Below are 18,092 nucleotides of genomic sequence, written 5' to 3'. Positions count from 1 at the left end.
AAAGGGGCGCGAAACCGACTGGGATGGTTAATCTCCCCGTTTGCGGTCGGCTTGCAGTCAATTCTAGTATAAGTTCAACCCAAATCCTATGCACGTTATTTGGGATGAATGCGCGTCCTTTCGTTGCATGTGCGAAGAAAGTGCGGCAAGCTTCATCGCAACGCAACAATCACTTGCATAGAATGTTCCTTGTTTGACGCAGCGGCGAAGCCGAAAAGATCCCAAGAAATTTTCTTGTTGCAGTGCACAATTTATTCTGATATATTGCGCTGCACAATGAGATTTCAGGTCACTCACTCAGATCAGGAGATAGACACATGATGAAGACCCCAGAAAATTTTGAAGTTCCGGCACAGGTTCGTGAAATGGCAGAAAAAGGCGTCGAGCAGGCTCGCAAGGCTTATGACGAGTTTGCCTCTGCAGCCAGCGAAGCGGCATCCAAGGCTGAAACCTCTGCCGAAAGCATGCGCAATGGCGCTGTTGACCTCAACAAGAAAGCACTGGCTGCGACCGAAGAGAGCATGAATGCCTCCTTCGATCTGGCAACCAATCTGGTAAAAGCCAAAGACATTCAAGAAGTTCTGGAACTGCAGACCAAATATGTCCAGTCCCAGATGCAGCGCTTCGGTGAAGTGGCACGCGAACTTGGCGAAGCCGCAACCAAAACCGCAGTCGACGCGACCAAAAAAGACTGATTCCGGCGAAAGCCTGATCGGAGATGAGCGACCGGTTGTTGTGCAGGGCTATCTTCAATGGCGCTGCACAATAGCATCCTGATCTGACAAAAGCGCGCGAATGCGTCGCTCTTGAAGGGCGGTCAGGAGAGAGGATGTGGGTTGCTGCAGCTTGATATGCGGAACAATCTGGCACAGCACTTTGCAGCTTTGCAAAGAATGGCGTTTGCGAGCTTGTCGACCCAGTCAGCTTTAAGCAAGGAACCGGTCGAAGGATCCTGCGCCAGATCTGAATTTCCAAGCACAGACTTTGGAGACTGAGTCGCAGAGGCTTATGTCCCGGAATTCCACAAAGACCACCTGACTCCATTCGAAGCCTCCCGTTGCGTGTATTGGCTTCAGTGTTCCATGCAGAGCGTGCGCTTGCATGCCTTAAGAGTGTGCAACAACAATGCGCTGAACCTGCACAAACGGAGATGATCCATGACCACCGCCGCCAAGAAAGCGCCCGTTCGTAAAAAGGCCCCGGCCAAGGCTGCTGCCGCGGCCACTTCGTCCAAGGATGTCAAGGCTGCTGCCGCGGCTAGTCCCGCCGAGGAAGCCAAGACGCCAGCCGCCGAACCCAAGGCCGCAGCTCCAAAGGCGCGCAAAACTGCTGGGGAAGCACCCGCTGTTGCCGCCGGTCTGTTTGCGATGCCATCCTTTGACATGCCAACGTCGCTTGCATCCCATGAGATGACAGATCTCGCTGAGAAATCCATCGCCAATGCCCGTGATCTCTATGAACAGGCAAAATCCAGCTTCGAAGATCAGACCAGTGCTGTCGAGAAAAGCTTTGAACTGGCGACCGAAAGCTCCCGTGATATCCAAGGCAAGATGGTGGATGCAGCCAGAGCCAATATGGATGCCGGCTTTTCTTTCCTCAATGGCCTGATCGCCGCCAAGAGCATCAGCGAAGCCATTGAGCTACAGACCAGCTTTGCAGCCAAGCAGTTCGAAACCCTGTCTGCGCAAGGAAAAGATATTCAGGACGGCCTGACCAAGAGCATGGAAGAAGCAACCGTTCCCATGAAAGCGGCTGCTGGCAAGGCCATGGAAAGCCTGAAAATCGCTGGCTGATAACCCATGCTGATAGAGTGTTTCTTGCCTTATGCGAGGATGAGCCTGCTGCCCGAGACAGAATCTGTGGTGAGCATATACTGGGCGCGCTTCTTCTCGAGACCATGAGAGACCTCTTCACCAACAGGCGGATCAACCTATGAGTCAGGAAAGGCGCGTCAAGACATGATGCGCCTTTCTCGCTTTTGGAACGGGCATAGTCTTTGGAAAAGCCTGCCTATAGTGACATTTTTTTGACAAGCTGTGGGCAGAGATCAAATCAGCCCTTGCATTTGCTTCGCAGCCCGCCTAATAAACCCACCACATTCAGGTGTTGTGCAGTCGTAGCTCAGTTGGTTAGAGCGTCGGATTGTGGCTCCGAAGGTCGGTGGTTCAAATCCACCCGACTGTACCATTTCCCTGATATTGATATGCTAAATTTTCCATAAAAATCAACTTGATAGCCGGTAGGCTTGCCTGGACAGTTGTGGTGTGTGCGATTTTGTGTAACAATTTGTGTAACGAATTGTGTAACATGGGTCTCCAGATGCGCAAAGAAGATCGCTACCTGCAAGAACGTGGGAGGCGCTGGCATTATGTACGGCGCGTTCCTGTTGATGTTGCTAAACACTATGATGAAGCCATGATTCGCAGATCTCTCGATACGGATCATTTGGGCACGGCGCGCTTGCGCCGCGATGCAACTGAGAAGGCAGACGATGATTACTGGACCGAATTGCGAATGGAAGGGCAAACAACACCTGTGGCCGTTCGTCGTTATGAAGCAGCGATCTCGCGCGCCAAGGCTATGCGTTTCGACTACATCCCCTCTGATAAACTTGCCCTGCCCGAGAACGTTGAGGAGCTTGTCAGGCGCATTGAAAAGCTAACCGAGAATGGTAAGCCAAGATCGAATGAAGTCTCGGCCTTGTTGGGACGGGTTGGGGAGCCTGATGTTTATCTGGAAGATGTCCTAAAACACGTAATGGAAACGGTTGAGGCGCAAAAGCTTGCAGCAAAAGATCAGGAAGGCCGGGATGATTGGCGGAAGCAAAGGCTGGCGTCTATTGATCTATTTCATGAGGTGGTCGGCCGTGCTCCTATCCATCTGATCGGTCAGGACGAGGGCCTCCAGTTTTATGACTACTTGGTTCAGCGGGTAACAGGACAGCATCCAACAGAAAGCCAGATTGGCGGAAACTATGCCAACCGACATATTGGCAACATTCGCAAACCGCTCAATCAGTATCATGCGCATTTGAAAATCAAGGGATATGAGAATCCACTAGAGGGTTTTTCCTTCGATAACGACCAGGAAGGAACCAAGGAACCATTCTTGGTCGAGGAGATTCAAGCGGCTTTTCTGACAGCTGGAAAGCATGAGGGGATGCATGTCGAGGTGCGCTTGCTGGCCTATCTATTGGTAGAGACTGGTGCTCGCATGGCTGAACTGTTGACCATGCGCGCCAAGGATATCGAGCTAGATCATGAAATCCCGCATCTCAAGATCTTCAAGCGATCCGGCAAGACGGTTAAAAATCACAATTCAGAGCGCATAATTCCTTTGGTGGGGGTTGCGCTTGCAGCTGCCAAAAAGATCAAAGAAAATGACGGCTTCCCGCATTACAGGGTTAAGCGCAAAACGCTTTCGTCGAATGCTAACAAGCTCTTTCGAGTGCGCGGGTTGTTTGGCGAGGGTCAATCGCTGGGTAGCTTGCGACACAGCTTTGAAGATCGGTTGAAAGAAGCGCATGTAGATGAGGAAATGCGCAAATACCTGATGGGACACGATATTGATCGCGAAATATACGGTAAATTTGGTAGCTTGAAGCTGAAACAGGAGGCTGTGAAATCTATTCAGTTGGAGTTTGATGCGGATCTGCTTGACGATATTTAGTAAACGGGTCTTGGCGGCACAATATGGAAAGTTCTTGTTCAAGTGCTTCCAGTAGTTTGTAGTCAGACTCATGCGGACATGTATCATGGATCAATAAGAGGCCATCAATGGCCTTTCTGACACGTTCTGCAGTAATTGTTTTCTCAAGACGCATCAATCTCGATCCGTGAAGTTTGCGGCCGACAAAGAGAGCGCCCGGCCGTCGATTGGACGAGAAAGCCAAATGGGTTTCTTTTCGAGGATGGAGAAAACGTTAATACACCATCCTCAATCATCGAATGGACGATGGTCTTGGAACATTGCCAGCGTTCTGCAAGCTGTTCAGGGGTAAATGGTTGGTCTTCCATTTGGCGGCCCTTCCGGGAGGCGTTTCGATAAGAGTTCGTTCGTGCTTGTCTCGGAAAATTGGTTCATTCTCATGCATGAAAAGCGAATTTATGGAATTATTTTCTAAAATAAGATCTGCATTTTGACTAATATTAGAATATGTTTCCAATTTGCCCCTGATGCTTCGGCTTCGGCAATTGCTATGCTTGTTTGCGACGACGCTCGGACCGATAATTCGCTGCGATATCAACCTCGGCCCGAATGCGGGCGCGCAGTTTGCTGAAACGGGCTCGTTCTATTCCGGTCAGTTTCCCGATAACGGGTGAGCCATCCGCAGCGAGCATAAAGCCCTTGTTGTGCAGGGAAACCGTGAGGCGGTGTTGACCAACGAACCGCGTAGGGGTTTCCAATCCTGCCCTGACCAATGCTACCGGCCTGGAAACCAAAGTTTCGTAGGTGCTTGGTGGGGTGGTGTCTGCATCGATGCCATATGCCAACGTGGCAAAACGATCTTCGGCAAAATCGTCGATGTCGAGGATGAGGCAGGGCAGGGCTTTCGAGAGCTGCCTTGTCCTGCCGAGCGATAGGGGAAACCGAAACATGGCTATGTCTCCCCAGCTCAGTGTGCATTTCCAGCTATCGGGTTGATTGGGGATAGAGTGATCGGTCTTGATGAGCATCTGTCATTATTCCTTGTTCTTGTGGGAAAGTCCGGGACCGCTCTGCTCCTTGATAGAAGTGGGTTGGGCTTTTGCCCGGCGTCGATTCCGCTGCCGGGCAAAAGCCCAGTACCTACATGCGCTCCTGCCATTCGCTATGCGCTGGCGAAGTGGCGGCTTGAGCGCTCGCAGCCCATCGGCGGGGCAGATGTGAGGGAAAGGTTTTCGTCGTCGACGTTGCCGGTTTGGGGCACCGATGGCGTTCGGTCATGTACATTGACGGTGTGACTGCCGCCGTTGAACGAAGGGCATGTATCTGTCGGTAACACCCGTGCCCAGCCTTTGGTGGAGGGACCCGCGGGGCGGTTGAGCCCCCTGGTGAGGATCAAATGAATAGTCGAGGGTAACGAATGGCCTAGATCGCCTGTCTGGCAGCGAGGAGATTTGTACGCCGTCAGGTTGCCTTAGGAACTGATGGAAGCTTGTATGTTGCGATTTCGTGTTGCGCCCTGTCCTGGGGTTCAACCGGCATGTCGACAATGGTTTCCAGAAGCGCCGTGGCAACGTGATGGAATGCCTTATCAGGCATCGCGCAGTTCTCGACCATGCCCTCGAAACGCTCGGTTTGGGCAATAATCCTATCGGACGTCTTGTCTGTCTGCTTGGTGACTTTGTAGGTGATTTCACCCACCTCGTAGGCCATCATCATCGCTAAGGCCTGGGTTTCGTCAGCCCGAGCGATCTCGGCCTGGTCGTATTTCACGGTGTGGTACAGGCTCAAGGAGCTGTTGTTGAAAGAATGGTGGTGGTTGGTCATTAGCTTTCTCCTAAGGGAAACAAGGTTGGTCGGAAGCGAGGGATGAATTGTCCGGCCCTCGTGACAAAGGGCCGGAAAGACATCGCCTAGATCTCGGCTGATGGTTGGGGCTGCTCTGGCAGGGAGTAGGGAGCCGGGGCGATCACCTTGCGACGGGCATCGGAGATGCTGCGCCTGCGAGGTAGAAAATGTTTCATGGCCCACTTGCACGATTGCAGATTTGCTTCGATCCGTTCTGGCGTCCGGAAGGCTTGGAGCTGAGCTTGCTCTGCACTCGCTAATTTGCCGGTTACGGCTGTGCCGTCTGTCTGCAGGCAATATCCCTCGTGGTCATCGACCACGATGATACGGTGATGCAGGTTGAAGGAGGTCGGCGAGGAAAGGCCTGCAGCTCGTATCGCAAACGCTCGATTGACATAGATGTCAAAGGGGCAACGTGCGGAGGATTGGAAAGGGGATTCCGCAGCCAAGATGACAAATCTGTTGTTCTTGAGGTTGTGTAGATCAAATACGAGGAATGGGCAGGGTTCTGGCGGCTGCTCCGCATCCCTGAAGGGCGAGGGCTCGTCAAACAGGACGACATCGCCGGGAGTCAGATTGTCGAGCCCACTGATTGCCGAAGGTCTTTGAATATCCAGCATTGGATAATCTCCATGGTTGGGTTGTTTCTGACGCTGGCCAAATCCTTCTCTATCTGAATATCGCGAACCGGATCGAGCGCGGCGTCGTCCCGCTGCCGCGCTTGATCTGGTTTGCTGTGCACTTAAATGGACCTCTAAAAACAAACGGCCCGTCACTGTTGTTGTGACAGGCCATTTCCAAGGGGGCGAAATTGTGAAACAGAACCCATGCTAAGTTCGGCGAGGAGTTCTCGATTCTCTGAACGTTAATCAATCAATGGTTGGCCATGTGCAGTTGGCAGGCAACTGTATTCGCGGCCTTTGGGGGACAGGTCATTTCGCTTCGTTGGGGCTTGCTCTAATGTCTTGGGACAAGTAACTGCTACGCCCTTGCAGTTCCCGGACAAGGGAAACTTACCAAATGTGACAACGCCCAAAGTTGGCAGCTGCCAACTTTGGGCGTCGTCGACAATGATTTCGCAAGAATCATAAATTTATGAGGATATGTCGGAAACCGCTACCAACACACCGGCTTCCACCATTCCCGCCAAACCGAAACAGACAGGTTTATTGGTAAATCGCCCACCGATGTTTTGATCAAGCGCTTTGTTGCGCCTTACGCTTGTTTTCGTTTTCATAATCTGAATACAGTTCTTGCCATTGGTCACGTAAGTAATCGGCAAAGCCACTGTCCATACGGATGTTTGTCCACTCCCCGGTACGCACATAGTGACCCACAGCATCATTCCCATCTATCAAGGGTTTGCGTTCACCTTTTTCTCGTTTCTTGTTTTTGAGACGCTCAAAAAGGAAAATGAACCGCTTGTCGGAGGTTGATTGCTCTTTGAAATCCCCTTCTTCGATAATTTCCTTAGCTTGGAGGAGCTTCTGTTCATTTTTCAGCAAACTGGCGAATTCTTCCCAACGAGGGCGTCCTATTGACGGTGCGGGCCCTATTGCATGGATGAAAACATTTGCGGAGTCGTAAACACGTTTGAGTTTGGAGGCTTCGGTATCATCGACGCCAAGAGCGGACATCACGTTTGCTGTTTCTTGGTGCCCAACACTTGCTTTTCGAACTCGCTCGGCAAACACTGCCTTTTCAATGAAAGTTAAATTTTTCCGGTGACAGTTCTCATTGCCCTGTGCAATGAGAACCTCTAAGTCAGTATCTTCTTTTACAATGGCATATATGAGGTTGTCGTCGAGTCCGTGAATAGCTTCATGGCGCCGTGCTCCATAGACAAGTTGATATTGGTCATCATCAGCCTTGCGGTCAGGATGTGGCCGGACGACAATTGGCACTTCCTGGCCATTTTCCAGAATTGACTTTCGTAAGGCTTCTATTTCATCCTCCTCGCCTGCTTCGCGGAGGCGAGGAGTAAATGCAGTTGAGGCATCGATGTCAGAGGTGGAGATTTGGACCATCTTGAGATCGCGTGGTAGATTTTCAATTGCATAATCTATAAAGGCAAGTACGCCATTGAAATATTTTATTGTGGCCTCATCAAGAAATTCGGTTTCCATGATTTTGGAAAGCATATCGCGAAGGGCTTCCAAACTTGTCGCACTAAAATCTTTGGGTCTGGCGAGAGCTTCTGCACTATTTGCTTTCAGTAAACGGGCGTTAGTAAGGCCGTCCATAATGTGCAGCTTAGATTCTCTATGGGATAGCAATAGCAATGCTAAAACAAGCAGCCAAGCAGAAAGAATTTTTCCTCTCTCCAGGCAGCGACTCTTTTTATTTCCACTGAGTTTATCATTAACTGGTCTCTGTACGACAAATGCTGAAATTGGATACTGGAGCTCATGCTTATTGTCATGCAAAGCTTGAAGGATTTTAGCTTTTTCTTCGGGGCTTATCCTGTTGGTACTGACCGGGCTGTCCCCAATGTAAGAAGACAGGATTTTTACAGCCTTACTCTTCAGCTCCAAGTCCTTAAGGCACTTTTCTTTGAGAAGGCTTTGTGCCATTCCAGCGATTTCTGCCATGTGTCCATCATCGATGGGACCGAACAAAGATTGAATATCGGGCATTTTTCTAACTCTGCTATATTTCAACGAACCTGTCGATGTTGGTTCAGAGGGTGGTTATAGAATTTGCGAAAACCTTGCGACGGTTGTTTGTCGCCAATTTCCGGCAGTACGCACGATGAAATGAGGCAGAATTTTACACCAAGATCATATGATTCCTGGGTTCAATTTCTGCTTTTTGTCTATTTCCACGTGTATACTGCTATTGTTAATAGTGGACAAAAGCATGCTCATGATTGTGTTTCATGGTTGCTGAAGCCCTAACAAGGAAAGGGGGATGATGAGCAACAATTTTTGGGCATTTCTCAGCCATAATTTGAAAACCTGAACTGGTAGGCGAATGGGCAGCGGGCTGATTGAGCCCGCTGGTCAATGCTATGCACCTTTGGTATCGCGGATGGCCTGTGTTGCCTTGTCGGCAGCAAATAAGCACATCAGCCGCCTTGTCCCAAAGACAATCGAGCGGAGCAGCTCTATGACACAATCTCGGTCATCCCTGTCTTCGGGTTTGACCCGGGTCGCGAGAATGGCGTCGTGCAATGCTGTACCGACAGACTGGAAATCCGTGCCCAACATGTTGCATTCGAGAATATGGGGCTTGAACTGTGCCAAACAGGTGTCAACGATACGGGCATCTCCGGGATCGATGAAGGCCATGTCGTTGACAATGTCGATAACATCGTATGCCTTGGTCATTGCGCTAGCCAAAGTTTCGTCGGCTTGATCAATCTCGCGGCGCTCTTGTTGAAGCGTGAGCGAAATATCGAGTGGACGGCGGAAGGAATGCTGGATATCCGTCATGGGATTTCTCCTATATCCTGAAAATGGAAGGGATCGAGGGAGGGATTGTCCTGCCCCCGATTGAGAGGGCAGGAAAGACCGCACCTAGATCTCTGTTGAAGACTGGGCCATTTCGGAGACGGCATAGGGAATGGGGATAATCCATTTCCGCCTGGCAGCCAGGTCTGAGGGGTCACGAGGGAACAGATGTTGAGCGGCCCATTGGCAGGATTGCAAATTGGTCTGAATCCTGCCCTGTGTCCGATATGCTTGGAGGCGGGTGAGTTGCTCGCCTATCAACTTGCCAATTACGGCGGAGCCGGTCGGCTGCAGGCAATATCCCTCGTGGGCCCCGCAAACGATTACGCGGTGGTTAAGGTTGAACGATATTGGCGATGTAAGCCCGGCGGCTTTTATCGTCTGAGTCCGTGCGACGTGAATCTCAATCGACCGTTGTTCGCGTGATCCGATCTCGGCCCCGGCGGTGAGAACAACAAAGGTGTTGTCTTCGACCATGTGGCGGCTGAAAACGAGGTGTGGGGACGGCTCCGGAAGCTCGTTGGAATTCCCATATCGCGGGTAATCGGCAAACAACACGACATCGCCGGGCATCACATCATCAAGCCAATTTGGGGCCAGTTGGCCGCTGGTCTTGGTGGCATCATCATCAAACATGCATGATCTCCATGGTTGGGGTTGATTTCGACGCCTGGTCTGACCAAGTCCTTCACTGTTTGAATCTTGCGGACCGGATTGATCGCGGCGTCGTCCCGCTGCCGCGATCAAGCTGGATCGCCATGTTTGCAAAATTTGCTGGAAGATTGGGGAGTTTACCCGATAGAGTTCTATGCCAGGCCGTTGGGGGAGATATTGGCTAGCAACCATTCTTGGCGGAGTTTGGAGTCTTATCGGATCGGGAAAGCTTATCGTTTCTGTGCTCGTATAAAGCTAAACCGCCCCTTTCGGTTGTGGCCGAAAGGGGCGGTTTCAGTTTAGATCGTGATCTTCCAATTAGAAAAAGTGACTATGATGATGATGTGTGTTTCATCTCATCATATGCGCGTCATTCTTCCTCCTCCGACGAGTCGAGGTCGAGGATCGCTTCTGCGATCATGTCGTCCATCATGTCCTGGGATTGCGAGACCATGGCAGCGTCTACGGCTTCTGCCTGATAATGCAACCGGGTTTTGAAACTGGTCTGAGCGCAAAGGGCTAGCGCCCTGTTCATACCAGCCTCCCCTTGCTTGCCAAGTTCAGTATGCGCCTTGGTCCGGGCGATATGAGCGCCGGTGCCGAAATGCTTGTTCCATGTTCGAGAAGGGAATTTCTTATGAAGCATTTTTCCTTCTAAAGTTCTGAACACCGGCATCTCATTCTTGACCAGTTTCTCTCTTTCTAGAGCAAGTTGTGCTGGTCCAAGATCATGACTGAGTTCCCCCAAAATGAGTGCGTCAAAGAATTGGTCAATCTTGGGATGCAGCCTTACCATGATCCGCTTGCCAGTCTTGTTGGTCGAGACATCAATGCAATAGCGGCCACCACGAAAATCTATGTCGGATCCCCAGCGTAGTTGCCCGTCAGTGAGGCGAAGAGGCATGAACATCCAGAGCGCAATGACGGCTGCTTCATTGCGCAACGTGCATCTGCTTTTTCGGTGCCTGACCTTAGAGCTTTCGAGAAGGAGGGTACATGCACATCTGTAGATAGTTCTATAGTCTGGTACACCCCCAAGACGCCCATATTTGAGGGATTCCTCGCCCTCAGCCGCCTTTTCAAGAAATTTTTCGTGAATGCGAAAATTGTCCAGAATAGCCGGATCAATGCCGAGCTCGGTGCCAAACTGGATCAGACGCCTCGTTGCAGTCCTGAAGGTTTCAGCACGTTTCCCCTGATTCATATAGGCCGCTTCTTCGTCCTTGGGGGCCCGTTCCTTCCTTGCCTCCTCATAGGCTTTCAGGTTCTCCACATTGATTTCTATGGGTAAGCCCGCATTGGTGAGGGCCCAAACATACCCACTCAATACTTCTTGTATGATTTGAAGCGTGGATTCGGCAAAAGGCTTATGGCCTGAAGGACATTGACGGCTTTGCATTTGGTGCCAAACAGCCTGCCAGTTTGCAGGCCAACCGGCTATGTCGATACTATATTGGGCAGGTTTTCTTCGCTTCTTCTGGCGGGGCGCACGATGATTGGCCTCATATATGCGCGTCTTCTCAAGAATTGCTTCGTTAAGATCAAAGACGATCATAGGATGTCCGGGAAACAGAATCTGGAAGACCTCACGCAAACGTATCAACATGCCCGCTGGCTCGCGGTCAATGGAAAAATCCAGGAAATCTTGTTTGGTTGGCGTTTTAATATTCCGCACATGGGCGAAATGCAGGAATTTGAGCAGGCGGTTTTGATGAATTTCAGTCAGCTGATCGAAGGTCAGTATGGACTTGTAGGGGGCCAATAAATCGGCGTCCGAAGGAACGCCCCCCCTCTTGTCCCGAGAGGGGTTTTTGCCATGCTGTTGGTTGGTGACAGGTTTATTCATCAGTCATCTCCGCGATCATCATCTGGCCTTCCTCGATCAGGCGGACCTCGTCAATCCAACCGTAGTAGTCAAACATTGTCTTGAGGGTGTCACCGATCCGGTGGGCAATGATTAGAATCCGCTCGGGATACCTTTGGAGCAGTAGCGAGACCTGTCCGTGGCGCATCTGGTGAGGGGTCATGGGCAGTCCGAGAACAGAACGAGTATACTTTGCGAACTGTTCGCAAAAGTAACCCTCACTCATGGACTTGGAGGCACTTTTAGGAGCCGGGAAGAAATAAGGGTTTGAATCGGCATGCTCGAACATCGGTCTTATGACATCGACATACCAAGTGAGGACTTCGAGATACCCATTTGTGTGAGGTTTGAGCTCGAAACGGATGGGTTTCTTATTTTTAACCAATCCCTTCGGAACCCGAATCTTTGCTTCCTTCTTGTTGCGCTGCAATATTTTGATCTGCGCATCGACGCCATGCATCGTCAGACCCATGGCATTTTCGATACGAATGGGCATGCCACCAAGCTCCAAGGCACAAAAGGCAGCACAGGTGCCGAGCCAGCGCACCTTAATTCGCTCATAGCAGCTGAGTTCACGACCTTGTGACGCTACGTCATTCATCATTTGAACAGCCTCCTCGAAGAACACCCTGTACGAGGTGAGAAAGCGCGTTTTCAGTTTTTTATCGTCGAAGAGGCTCTGACAGAACTTGATGTTTTCCGGCGTCATCTTCGAATCAGCCTCTTTGCCTTCCTGAAGAATCTCATTGTTTTTCAGGATCTGGGTAAGCTCTTGCAGACCGAAAGAATCTGGTGCGAACTCGTGGAGGACCCGGGCGAGTTTGGAAAGGTATTTGCGGGCAGTCCGAGGTGCGATTTTGTCTTCGGCCCCTTTGGGCAACTTGCAGCGGTCGATCATCGCTGTTGCCAGAGCATTGATATTGCTGCGGAAAGAGCACAGATTGATCCAATCCTTGTCCCGATTGATATGAGGGTGAGCCTTGAGATAGGTACGGGCAAGCCCTCGCATAGCTGCGCGGAAGAATGTCTTGGTTTCCGGGCTGAGAGCTGTGATTTCCTGGGTCACCGGGTCGACATTGTGCTCGTTCATCATCGCAAATATCAACTCAAACTCTGCCTCCCAATGGGCCGGCAATGAGTTCTGCTGTTGACGGAGGCGCGAAGCTGAGAAGCCGATTTTGTCGTAGGGAAGGTAGGGAGCGGCAAACTCATAATCGCGCAGTCGATCAAAGAGCTTCAAGCCCTTTGAAACGGTTTCTCGTTTGCCGGACGGCGCCGCACGATAGATCACACCGGCAACTTCTGCGTCCATGTCATGGGGCTGAATGCCTTCCCTCCGGGCAATGTCAGCCAGCAGTTTCAAACTCGGAAACTTCGATCTGTGAAAGCCCATCAATTCTGGGATGCCTGCAGATTGATCAAGGCAGGCGTCAATCAGGTAGGACCAGCCGTCTTGTTGAGCACGAGCCTGCTGTAACGCTTCTCGCACGCCAAGATAATCCCGCAATGGAGCCTGGAGTCGTCGCCGGAACAGACGATAGGCCCTCTCCGTAGTCCACCAAACGGGATCGTAGCCATCGCGCGGGAAAGTCACCTCGACAAGGTCCAGAGACGCCGGAATCATCGCCAAGGGCTGGTTGCGGATGACCGAAACCCGCTCGATCGCATGGACGTATCGTTCTTTCGTGACGTCAGCGAGGTCGGGATTGGACTCTACGTGGACCTTGAGATCTTCGAGGGTTGGCGTCGCGTCCACGCAAATCGTTGACGCTACTATTGGCAGATTTGTATCAAACATACTGTTCATCAGTATCTCCATTCATTGGCTGAGAAAGGGACGGTTTCGAAAAGGCTCTTCGGTGAAGGAGAGCCTTTTCGGAACCATTCCGCCTCGGCCTAACCATTGGCTGCGATCGATCCGTTTTGGGCAGGGGACGGTCGCTAAAACGCACTTTTGGTCGCCCAATTGCGGCCCGGATACATGCACCTGTCGATTGACCCGAGCCGTAAATAGACGGGTGTATGTGTCCCGGTCGCTTAACGGTATGTCCGGTCGCTAGAGGGTTGATGTGTGTGTCCCACGGCATCATTCGGGCTCTCCTTCAATGGGAGCTGGCAGCGCAAACATGCCCGGGAGTTGATCGGGTGATGGCGCATTGGCATCAGAGATGAGGGAGGCCGAGGACAGTGCTGGCACATCGACGGCACCAGTCAGGCTGCGATATTCAGGCATGGGCTTGCTGCAATCCCACGCCAAGATCTCGGCTTTGCGCCAGCGCTGACCCGGCCTCTTGGTTTTTGGTTGAGGATGAGCACTGAGCAAAATTGGTTTGGGGAATGGGGGCATGCCCGCAGGCTGTTGACCCTTGGCCCAACGGTAGATAATAGAGGTGCTGACCCCACCGAGCAGCTTTGCCACCTGTTTGGCGGTCATCAAGGGCTGGGTCAGTACGTCCCAGTGCTCCGCAGACTGGTCAACAGCAAGTCCGAGGGCCCCAAATATGACTGACCAACGGGTGCCGCTGGCACGCGGCACGATGCCGATGTCGCGTAAAACGCCCGATAGGCTGCGTGTCGGTACGGCAAAATGCTCGGCAATCTGGGCGCGGGTGATGTGTTTGTCCTGGGTCATATTTGGCAAATAGGGAAAAGGTAAAACCCAACCCAAATTATTTTTGAAAAAAATGCGGGGAAAGCTCAACAAAACCCTATGTATCTGAATTAACGTGGAAATTCATCAAGTTAAATGGAGGGGCGTGCGACCCGTGGGACGCCTTTAGATTGTATCGAATACTTATCAAGGACATCATGGCCCGATATCGCCTTTCCAAGGCGTCGCTCTACCGATGCCTGGGCAAAGGCCTTTCGGAGCGCCATCCTTCGGGCGACGCCCCGAAATAACCGAACCGGAATTCGGCCGTCGAACAATTGGAAACATTCGGCTCGATCCGTACTCCACAAATTATGCTTTTAGGGAGTACCTCCCTTCGGGTCCCTTGGCACCGACCGAATTATCCGGACATCTGGAAACGACCTGTCCCACTATCAACACCCTTTACTTCCCAACGCGGGCGCAATATCCTTACCGTACAAACAATTATTGGTACGGTAAGATCATGGTATCCTATCACTCCCCCACCGGCGTCGCCGCATGGACCGATCTCAAACGGTCCCTCAAGGACGATTCCCTGCCCGATTACCTTGGGGCGCCTTACGTCAAGACCATAAATGGCCGGAAATACTGGTACGACCAATACCGCATCGGCAACGACAGGATCCATCGCTATGTCGGCGAGGACGGCCCGGAAATGCGGGATCGCCTATCCCGGCACGAGGCCATTTCGCGCAACAGGGAGCAATCCCGCAAGAACAGGTCCCGCCTCATGCGGATCCTGCGCGCCGAGGACTACCTCGTCTCCGACGTCGCCAACGGACAGGCCGTGTCCGCCATGGCCAAGGTCGGCGTCTTCCGCCTCGGGGGAACGCTCGTCGGCACCCAGGCCTTCAGGTGTTACGAGGGCGAATTGGGCGTACGCCTACCCCTCGACCAGGCCGCCATGACCCTGGACATCGACATTGCCAGCTTCGAGCGCCTCTCGATCGCCCTCGACGATGTCGTCGACCGTCCCCTCGACGAGGTGTTCCGGGACCTCGAATTCGAACCGGTTCCCACCCTCGATCCCGGCAAGACGTGGAAATGGCGCCAAACCACCAGGGAAACACTCGTCGAATTCCTGACGCCTTCTTTCGAGGAGGCGGAGGAAATCCGTTCTCTTCCCGCCCTGGGCGTCTCCGCCCAGAGCCTGCATTTCCTGAACTACCTGATCGCCGAGCCGATCCAGGTCCCGTTCCTTTACCGTTCCGGCGTCCTCGTCCAGGTTCCCCGCCCCGAACGCTACGCGATCCACAAGCTCATCGTCGCCGACCGCCGACGGAACCGGGACCTCAAATCCGCAAAGGACCTCGCCCAGGCCGAATACCTGATCGGCATCCTTTTGCGGGACCGCCCGGACGATCTTCGGGAAGCGTACGAGACCGCCATGGACGCCGGACCCGCCTGGCGCAGGCACATCGCGTCCAGCCTGGACAAAATCCCGTCCGTCCGCGAGATTTTACACCTGACGGAAAGCTCCTCGAAATGACAATGCCGGAGCGTCAATGAACCGGACCGAACTTCAATCGATAATCACCGGCCATTGGGTCCATCTGTATAAAGGAACGTGAAGTCCCACAGGCTGAGGCGTGAATATCCAGGGCCTGTTGCGGTAAGGGGCGAAATGACACTAGGAAATTTGAACAATCGTTTCACTAAGGTACAGCAGCCATTCGCTGCGGTCCGTACAAATACACACTGAGCGGGATAAAGCGCTATTTTGCAGCAGAGCAGTGATTTCAGCTCCACCGGATTGGCCAGACGTCGGATCGGGTGAATGGTGTTGAAAAAGTCGCTCTTGAAGTAATTGCTTGGTCCTGATTCAATCGTTTTAAGAGAAGGAGGGATTTGCAAATGCTGGGGCCAAGGCAAGTTGCGCAGGCAGCGCTCTTTTACGAGTTTTCGATTGAAGATCACGTTCCTGCGGATCACTTTCTCAGAGCCTGACCGAAAAGTAGTTGAGTGATATCAGTGGTTTGTGATTCACCGTCTTTGCGAAGAGATGGAGGATCAAATGACCTGGACAGATATCACCCGTCAGGAGCGTAGCCGAAAATCGGATCGGTATCCAAGCGATTTGACGGACGCGGAGTGGGCACTGCTGGAGCCATTGTTGCCGCCTGCCAAGTCAGGCGGTCGTCCCAGAAGAACGAGTTTGCGAGATGTCGCCAACGCCATTTTGTATATCGCCAGTTCCGGCTGCCAATGGCGCATGTTGCCCAAGGACTTTCCGCCGATGACGACCGTGCAGGGCTATTTCTATGATTGGCGGGATCGAGGCTTGTTGCAATCCATCAACCACCTCCTGATAATGAGTGCCCGGGACTTGGAAGGGCGAGAAGTTACTCCAACAGCCGGGGTCATTGATAGCCAAAGCGTCAAGACCACGGAAAGCGGCGGGATTTCCGGCTATGATGCAGGGAAAAAGATCAAGGGGCGCAAGCGGCATATCATAACCGATACCATTGGCTTGATGCTGTATATCGTTATTCATGCCGCTGACATTCAGGATCGAGATGGAGCGCCTGATGTGCTCAAAGGCATTCGGGGGCGTTTCCCATGGCTACGTCATGTCTTCGCCGATGGCGGATATGCGGGAGAGAAATTGAGGGCTGCGTTGAAGGGGCAAGGCGATTGGACCATTGAAATCATCAAACGTTCCGACACGGCCAAGGGCTTTGAGGTCTTGCCCAGGAGATGGGTGGTTGAGCGCACCTTCGCGTGGCTCGGGCGATGTCGCCGCCTCGCCTAGGATTGGGAGCAGAGCATCGAAAGCTCAACCGCCTGGGCATTGGTAGCCAGTATCAGGTTCCTTACCCGTAGGCTTGCAAGATACTGTTATCTCAATTGAACTTTTGAGTCAGACTCTGAGAGCCGGATTTAAAAGTAGTTGAGCGATATCAATAGGTTGTGATTCAACCGTCTTTGATGAGAAGATGGAGGATCAGATGCCTTGGGATGATATCGCTCGGGTTCAATATAACCGGGATAAGCTTCGCTATCCAACAGATTTGACTGACAAGGAGTGGGAAATAATAGCACCACTCTTGCCGCCAGCGCGGTCAGGCGGGCGACCGCGCTCCACAAACATGCGCGATGTGATTGATGCAATTCTGTATGTTGGTGGCAGCGGTTGCCAATGGCGGATGATGCCGAAGGATTTTCCACCCGTTGACCTGCGCCCCCAAACCTCCTCCAGAATTTGGTAGAGTCCGTCCCACGTAACGGAGACGGATAATGAATCGTTGTGTGGGATAGTCCGGTCGCGCTAGCCATCGAACGGATCGACCAATGGGTTGCATCTTTGGGGGTGGTCTCAAGTGTCTGCTTGATGACTTCGGCAACCTGCGCGTCCGAAACAGTGCGGGGGCGACCAGCGCGATATTCATCTGTGAGGCCTTCAATCCGATCCTGAACAAAACGTCTGCGCCATTTTCCAACAGTATGTTCATGTACACCCAACTGGGAAGCGACAGTTTTACTGGGCAAACCTTCGGCACAGAGCAAAATAATACGGCACCGGTCAGAGAGAGACCGCGAGACTTTGTGACGACGGACCTGTCCTTCAAGGAAGCTCCGTTCCTCATCACTCAAGAAAATCGGCGCTGCCACACGCCCCTGCATCATGACCTCCTGAAACAGATATCAAAAAATGATATCAATTTCAGTTGCACATGACTAGTACCTGATCTCATTATTTTCCAGAATCGAGTTTGAATTTCTGGCGGGCGTCATTTCTGGAGAATTTCCAGTTGATTCCGGCAGCCTGTTGGTTGCGCTGGCTCACCCGGGCGGCGACATGTTTTTGCATCTCTTCCATCATCGCAAGAGCCAGATAATTGCCACCTCGGAGCCCTCTGAGAAACGGAATGATTTCGGGTAATTTTGATTGTTGGTTGCTATAGTGCCCATTATTGGAGGAGGCGTTCAGAATGGGCATCAAGAACTTTAATCAACTTGGCTTTGCGGAGCAATT

Annotated in this window: 14 protein-coding genes, 1 tRNA gene and 3 pseudogenes; 7 read left to right on the top strand and 11 right to left on the bottom strand. The window is 52.1% G+C overall.

From position 1 onward, the window contains the following. The first annotated feature begins 317 nt into the window (after positions 1 to 317). From DSD30_RS19045 to DSD30_RS19030, 4 genes are all read left to right on the top strand, one after another. Positions 318 to 695: a phasin family protein gene (locus DSD30_RS19045; RefSeq protein ID WP_114011345.1), complete on the top strand. Its 378-nt coding sequence runs from the start codon at positions 318 to 320 to the stop codon at positions 693 to 695. Between the two features lie 462 nt (positions 696 to 1,157). Continuing rightward, positions 1,158 to 1,793, top strand: coding sequence for a phasin family protein (locus tag DSD30_RS19040; protein ID WP_114011344.1), 636 nt, complete (start codon positions 1,158 to 1,160; stop codon positions 1,791 to 1,793). 317 nt (positions 1,794 to 2,110) lie between these two features. Beyond that, positions 2,111 to 2,187, top strand: a tRNA-His gene (locus DSD30_RS19035). A 132-nt stretch (positions 2,188 to 2,319) separates the two neighbouring features. Then, positions 2,320 to 3,669, top strand: coding sequence for a DUF6538 domain-containing protein (locus DSD30_RS19030; RefSeq protein WP_157967779.1), 1,350 nt, complete (start codon positions 2,320 to 2,322; stop codon positions 3,667 to 3,669). A 527-nt stretch (positions 3,670 to 4,196) separates the two neighbouring features. On the opposite strand, the gene DSD30_RS19025 is transcribed toward DSD30_RS19030, so the two are convergent. From DSD30_RS19025 to DSD30_RS18980, 9 genes are all read right to left on the bottom strand, one after another. Continuing rightward, the gene (locus tag DSD30_RS19025) at positions 4,197 to 4,676 is read right to left on the bottom strand and encodes a hypothetical protein (RefSeq protein WP_114011342.1); all 480 of its coding nucleotides are present in this window, start codon (positions 4,674 to 4,676) and stop codon (positions 4,197 to 4,199) included. A 433-nt stretch (positions 4,677 to 5,109) separates the two neighbouring features. Further along, positions 5,110 to 5,472: a hypothetical protein gene (locus DSD30_RS19020; RefSeq protein ID WP_114011341.1), complete on the bottom strand. Its 363-nt coding sequence runs from the start codon at positions 5,470 to 5,472 to the stop codon at positions 5,110 to 5,112. A gap of 86 nt (positions 5,473 to 5,558) precedes the next feature. After that, a complete protein-coding gene (locus DSD30_RS19015) occupies positions 5,559 to 6,113 on the bottom strand; it encodes a hypothetical protein (protein WP_114011340.1) in 555 nt (184 codons plus the stop codon). Between the two features lie 576 nt (positions 6,114 to 6,689). Further along, on the bottom strand, positions 6,690 to 8,129 hold the full coding sequence (repB, locus tag DSD30_RS19010) for a plasmid partitioning protein RepB (RefSeq protein ID WP_114011339.1): 1,440 nt from the start codon (positions 8,127 to 8,129) through the stop codon (positions 6,690 to 6,692). A 372-nt stretch (positions 8,130 to 8,501) separates the two neighbouring features. Beyond that, positions 8,502 to 8,927 carry a hypothetical protein gene (locus tag DSD30_RS19005; RefSeq protein WP_114011338.1) on the bottom strand — a complete coding sequence of 142 codons (426 nt, stop codon included), beginning with the start codon at positions 8,925 to 8,927 and terminating at the stop codon, positions 8,502 to 8,504. An 84-nt stretch (positions 8,928 to 9,011) separates the two neighbouring features. Continuing rightward, positions 9,012 to 9,581 carry a hypothetical protein gene (locus tag DSD30_RS19000; protein WP_114011337.1) on the bottom strand — a complete coding sequence of 190 codons (570 nt, stop codon included), beginning with the start codon at positions 9,579 to 9,581 and terminating at the stop codon, positions 9,012 to 9,014. A gap of 388 nt (positions 9,582 to 9,969) precedes the next feature. Further along, positions 9,970 to 11,445 carry a hypothetical protein gene (locus DSD30_RS18990; RefSeq protein ID WP_114011335.1) on the bottom strand — a complete coding sequence of 492 codons (1,476 nt, stop codon included), beginning with the start codon at positions 11,443 to 11,445 and terminating at the stop codon, positions 9,970 to 9,972. Further along, a complete protein-coding gene (locus DSD30_RS18985; RefSeq protein WP_157967778.1) occupies positions 11,438 to 13,270 on the bottom strand; it encodes a hypothetical protein in 1,833 nt (610 codons plus the stop codon). Before DSD30_RS18985 ends, DSD30_RS18990 begins: the two co-directional genes overlap by 8 nt. Before the next feature lie 279 nt (positions 13,271 to 13,549). Continuing rightward, entirely contained in the window at positions 13,550 to 14,095 is a 546-nt protein-coding gene (locus DSD30_RS18980; protein ID WP_157967777.1) for a helix-turn-helix transcriptional regulator, read from the bottom strand. A gap of 484 nt (positions 14,096 to 14,579) precedes the next feature. Here DSD30_RS18980 and DSD30_RS18975 point away from each other — a divergent pair, with 484 nt between their 5' ends. The 3 genes and pseudogenes from DSD30_RS18975 to DSD30_RS18965 all read left to right on the top strand — a co-directional run. Next, positions 14,580 to 15,605 carry a nucleotidyltransferase family protein gene (locus DSD30_RS18975; RefSeq protein ID WP_114011332.1) on the top strand — a complete coding sequence of 342 codons (1,026 nt, stop codon included), beginning with the start codon at positions 14,580 to 14,582 and terminating at the stop codon, positions 15,603 to 15,605. Positions 15,606 to 16,130: 525 nt separating this feature from the next. Next, positions 16,131 to 16,967 (top strand): annotated as a pseudogene (locus tag DSD30_RS18970) (IS5 family transposase). Between the two features lie 97 nt (positions 16,968 to 17,064). Then, positions 17,065 to 17,286: pseudogene (locus tag DSD30_RS18965) on the top strand (transposase); the annotation flags it as partial. Positions 17,287 to 17,353: 67 nt separating this feature from the next. Here the strand turns inward: DSD30_RS18965 and DSD30_RS18960 are convergent. Further along, positions 17,354 to 17,740: pseudogene (locus tag DSD30_RS18960) on the bottom strand (helix-turn-helix domain-containing protein); the annotation flags it as partial. Between the two features lie 70 nt (positions 17,741 to 17,810). Next, positions 17,811 to 18,056 carry a hypothetical protein gene (locus DSD30_RS18955; protein ID WP_114011330.1) on the bottom strand — a complete coding sequence of 82 codons (246 nt, stop codon included), beginning with the start codon at positions 18,054 to 18,056 and terminating at the stop codon, positions 17,811 to 17,813. Between the last annotated feature and the right edge of the window lie 36 nt (positions 18,057 to 18,092).

The organism is Cohaesibacter intestini (assembly GCF_003324485.1).
GTDB lineage: Bacteria > Pseudomonadota > Alphaproteobacteria > Rhizobiales > Cohaesibacteraceae > Cohaesibacter > Cohaesibacter intestini.
The sequence above is the reverse complement of the archived record's forward strand: the minus strand, read 5'-3'. Positions and strand labels throughout refer to the sequence as shown.